The sequence below is a fragment of the Microcoleus sp. D3_18a_C4 genome (assembly GCF_036702415.1).
In the GTDB taxonomy this organism is placed as follows: domain Bacteria; phylum Cyanobacteriota; class Cyanobacteriia; order Cyanobacteriales; family Microcoleaceae; genus Microcoleus.
The window spans coordinates 1-4,027 of record NZ_JAUBTI010000196.1; the positions used below are offsets into that span (position 1 = coordinate 1).

Annotated in this window: 4 protein-coding genes; 2 read left to right on the forward strand and 2 right to left on the reverse strand. The window is 47.2% G+C overall.

All coding sequences use genetic code 11. The features are described 5' to 3' along the window. Positions 1–477: 477 nt before the first annotated feature. Positions 478–789, reverse strand: a complete 312-nt coding sequence (locus QUB16_RS32920) for a 30S ribosomal protein PSRP-3 (RefSeq protein ID WP_333056906.1) — start codon at positions 787–789, stop codon at positions 478–480. A 369-nt stretch (positions 790–1,158) separates the two neighbouring features. On the opposite strand from QUB16_RS32920, the gene QUB16_RS32925 reads away from it, so the two are divergent. Further along, the gene (locus QUB16_RS32925) at positions 1,159–1,944 is read left to right on the forward strand and encodes a TIGR01548 family HAD-type hydrolase (RefSeq protein ID WP_333322569.1); all 786 of its coding nucleotides are present in this window, start codon (positions 1,159–1,161) and stop codon (positions 1,942–1,944) included. Positions 1,945–2,275: 331 nt separating this feature from the next. Next, the gene (locus QUB16_RS32930) at positions 2,276–2,512 is read left to right on the forward strand and encodes a hypothetical protein (RefSeq protein WP_333143511.1); all 237 of its coding nucleotides are present in this window, start codon (positions 2,276–2,278) and stop codon (positions 2,510–2,512) included. Positions 2,513–2,873: 361 nt separating this feature from the next. Here QUB16_RS32930 and QUB16_RS32935 read toward each other — a convergent pair whose 3' ends face one another. Next, positions 2,874–3,692 (reverse strand): tetratricopeptide repeat protein, encoded by an 819-nt coding sequence (locus QUB16_RS32935; RefSeq protein ID WP_333322570.1) that lies wholly within the window; start codon positions 3,690–3,692, stop codon positions 2,874–2,876. Between the last annotated feature and the right edge of the window lie 335 nt (positions 3,693–4,027).

Here is a 4,027-nt window from a genome sequence, read left to right on the forward strand (position 1 = left end):
GGCAAGATGCCTGTTCCACAAAGAGTAGATTTTCTGCTTGTGGAACGGGCATCTTGCCCGTTCAAAAAGCTTATTGACAATGGTGCATTTCAGTTATAACTCACCTTCTGCACCCTTTTCAATAACAGGCAAGATGCCTGTTCCACAAAGAGTAGATTTTCTGCTTGTGGAACGGGCATCTTGCCCGTTCATAAAAATCTATAAGCAGCGGATCAAACCACTTTTCGCGTAAGTATTAATTATCAAAACAACGCCGATTTTAGAGCTTTATTTTCAATAAATCTCAAATCGACCAAGCCCAAAACCGGAGTAGGTTCCAAAATCGGAGTTAATATCAATAATAAGCTGTAGCGAATTCAAATTTTATGTTTCACGGCGAGGCGGAAAAAGCGTCAAATCCTCTCGCCTTCTCCCCTCTCTCCTTCCCCTCGTTAGCCATAACAGGCAATGTATATGGGTAGCAACTAAAAGCGGGGCTTAGTTGCTGCCGGTAAAAGTCACTAGGGGGAACTTTGACTGAGCTTCAGTCATCGGGCGCCGTCTGCCTTCCTCTTGCCAGTAGTTGATTACTTCTGTGGCTTGGTTGAGGATTTCGACGCGATCGTTGTCAGCAATCCAGTGTTTGGCTTCGAGTTCGTTTTTGAGGTCTTCCCACGCATCTTTGCGGGGCCAGAAAAAGTAGGATGTCAGCGGGCTAGTTCCTTTGCCGACAACTTGGTCAACGGCGAGGGCCACATTCTCTTCTAGCCAGAGAACTTTTAAGATGAACTTGGACAAGCAAACCTCCAGGGTTCCGATCGAACTTGTTAAAAATTTCTACAATCGCTAAGCGTAGCACACTCTGTTCGATAATTGGTCATCGGCCATGAAAAGTTTTGTGGCGCGGCTGGTTTTAGCGCCACTCAGGGGCTGGGAACAGATAAAATTTGGGTTCTCACCGCAATACGCTTGGGCCCGAGCCCGATCCCCCCTAGCCAAGGGCGGGCACGGGGAGTAGGGGTAGCACCGCCCCTACGAAGGGGGGTAGGGGGTGGGACAAGAAGTTACTCTTGCGTCCCCCAACAATCAGGGGGATTGAGGGGGATCTCGCCCGGAATAAACAGTTTTCACCCAAGCTTATTGGTTTTCACCGGCCCTAGGTACAAGGATGGTTAAATTGTGAACAGAGTTATTTTAGTCTTCGACATTGATGGTGTGGTGCGGGATGTGTCCGGTTCCTATCGGCGGGCGATCGCCGATGCGGTGGAACATTTCACGGAGGGTGCTTTTCGCCCGAATTCTCTCGATATCGACTCTCTGAAGTCTGAGGGTGTGTGGAATAATGACTGGCAGGCGTCTTTCGAGTTAGTTTGCCGTTATTTTGAGGGGATTGGACGATCGAGAAACGAACTCGCTGTCAACTATGACGAATTAGTGGCTTTTTTCCAAAGTCGCTATCGCGGGCCTGATGAGAAAAATTGGACTGGTTACATTTGCGATGAACCGCTGCTGTTAAGTCCGGCTTATCTGGAAAATTTAACGGTTGGGGGCATGGTTTGGGGCTTTTTTAGCGGGGCGATGCGGGATGAAGCTGCTTATGTTTTGTCAGGGAAACTAAGTTTAAATTCCCCGGTGTTGGTGGCGATGGAAGATGCACCGGGAAAACCCGATCCGGCTGGACTTTTCGCGGCAATTGAACAGTTGGAAACTCTGCACGGTTTAGAAAAAAATTTGCCCGTGATTTATGCGGGAGATACTGTTGCGGATATTTACACGGTTGTGAAGGCGCGGGAAGTGCAACCAAATCGGGTTTGGCTGGGGGCTGGAATTTTGCCACCTCATGTTTTGGATGATGCTGTGCGCTGTGAGGCTTATGCTGCAGGGCTGGAAAATGCGGGTGCTGCAGCGGTTTTCAGGAATGTCGAGGAGTTGACGGCTGCGCGGATTTTGGAATTAGTTCAGTAGGCCTCTTGCAAAAGTCCTTTTCATAAATTTATTGGACGGGCAAGATGCCCATCCCACAAGAGTTATTTTTTCTTGTGGGATGGGCATCTTGCCCGTCCTAGTTATTTTTGCAAGAGGTTGAGTAGGCCAGTCAGTCTGTTGGCTACGCATTCTGCACCTTATTTTATTGACAAAGAAAGGTAATTTTGTTAAAAAATTTGGCAGCTTATCCTATTGACAAATAAATGTAGTTTTGTTACATTTGTTTGTCAATTTTTGCATCTTTGAGTTGACAATATCTGCTGCTGCGGCTTAGTACAGAGTAGAGGTCAATCTCTAGGAGAATGCAACTATGTTAGTTTCGCGATCGACTGATAAACAACCTACCCTGGAAGAAACTCGGCAACTAGAAAAGCTCCAAGCCCAAATCGAGCGAGCTGTTGCTAACGGCAAGATATCTAAGCAAGAAATGGAAGACATTAAGAGAGCAATTTGTGCGGACGGAAAAGTTACTGTTGAAGAACTGGAACTGTACAGAATATTGGTGACAGATAGGATTGTTGCTGGAGATGTGGAATACGAGTTTTGATAAGAGAATTCAACGGAGGAAACGGATTTAAGGGATGAATATTGAGGAAATAAGAAACCTGGAAGAAGAGTTTGAATTGTGCTTCAATAGTTTATTTACTGCTAGCTTAGGATGATATTTGGCAATTCTTTGGAGCATCCCTTTTAGGAATTATACCCCAATACATTTGGGTTAAAACTATTTATTCCGGGCGAGATCCCCCTAAATCCCCCTGATTGTTGGGGAGTAGGGGTTGACTTTGAGTAAATTCTTATCCCCCCCTTTTTAAGGGGGGCTAGGGGGGATCTAGCTTAACCCAAGCGTAGTGAACTATACCCCACAATCATCGGGATGCTCGCAATTTTTTATTGGCGTTTTGAGATTATTGCAAGTGCAAGAATTTGTCTAAGGCGCTGACTACAACTGGTGGCCAGCGACGGTTATTGGCAACCCAATCGAGGTCTTTGTAGCGGGAGTCGAGGCCGATCGCTGCTACCCAATTACTCTCTGCTTCGCCGCGATTTCCTGTTTCCCAAAGACAGGCGCTGAGGGCGGCTCTCATGTCGGCAAATTGGGGGTATCTGCGGACGATGTTTTTCATGTTGCGAATTGCTTCTTTGGTTTGCCCGTTTTGATAAAGTGCGAGGGCGTGGTTGGCGCGGGCAAAGGCGTATTCGGGGGCTAATTCAAAGGCTTTGCTGTAGTCGGCAATTGCTTGTTCCCATTTTCCTAAACCTGCTTCGGCGTTGCCTCGGTTGTTGTAGGCGGCTGGATCTTGGGGGTCTAATTCTAGTACGTGATTGTAGTCGGCGATCGCCTCTTCCCAACGTCCTAAACCTTCTAGGGCGGTGCCGCGGTTTAGGTAGGGATCGGGGGCGTCGGGTGCTAGTTCGATCGCTCTTTCGTAGTCGGTAATAGCGGCTTGTAGTTTGTTTTGGCTGACTCTAGAGTTGCCTCGGTTGCTCCAAGCGGCGGCTTCTGAGGGAAATTTGTCAATGATTTGAGTCCAAAAAGTTTCGGCGGCGGGAAATTTGCCTTCATTTGTAGCTTCAAAAGCTTTTTGAACGAGTTCTCCCAATTCCTGTTGAGGATCGGTGATATCTGTTGGTTGTACTTGGGCGACTACGGGGGCGATATTTCCCAACCATACTAAGCCGGTTACAATTAATACTGTAAAAAATGTGAAAAGTGAGCGAATCATTGTTGTTGGTCGTTTAAACTTTGCTAAGAATATTATTAACCGAAATTGCCGGGGTTGGTTGGAAGATGTTTGAAAAGTCTCGGCGACTTAAGTCGCAGCTACACAGACAAAACCTGCCTCCGCAGGTTCGGGATTTGGTTTAGGCGGCGTAGGCGGACTTTGGTTGGGTAGTTGCGGGTTTAACTGATATCATGTCCGATCGATTGACAATAATATCCCGGCCGGGGCGGGTTTTTGAAATTGTCAATTATTGGCAGATATTGTTGGTGAACCCGCCCCTTGTATCTTAAAGGAGTCAGTAGATCGCCACGTCATGGATTCGATCGAGCCGACTT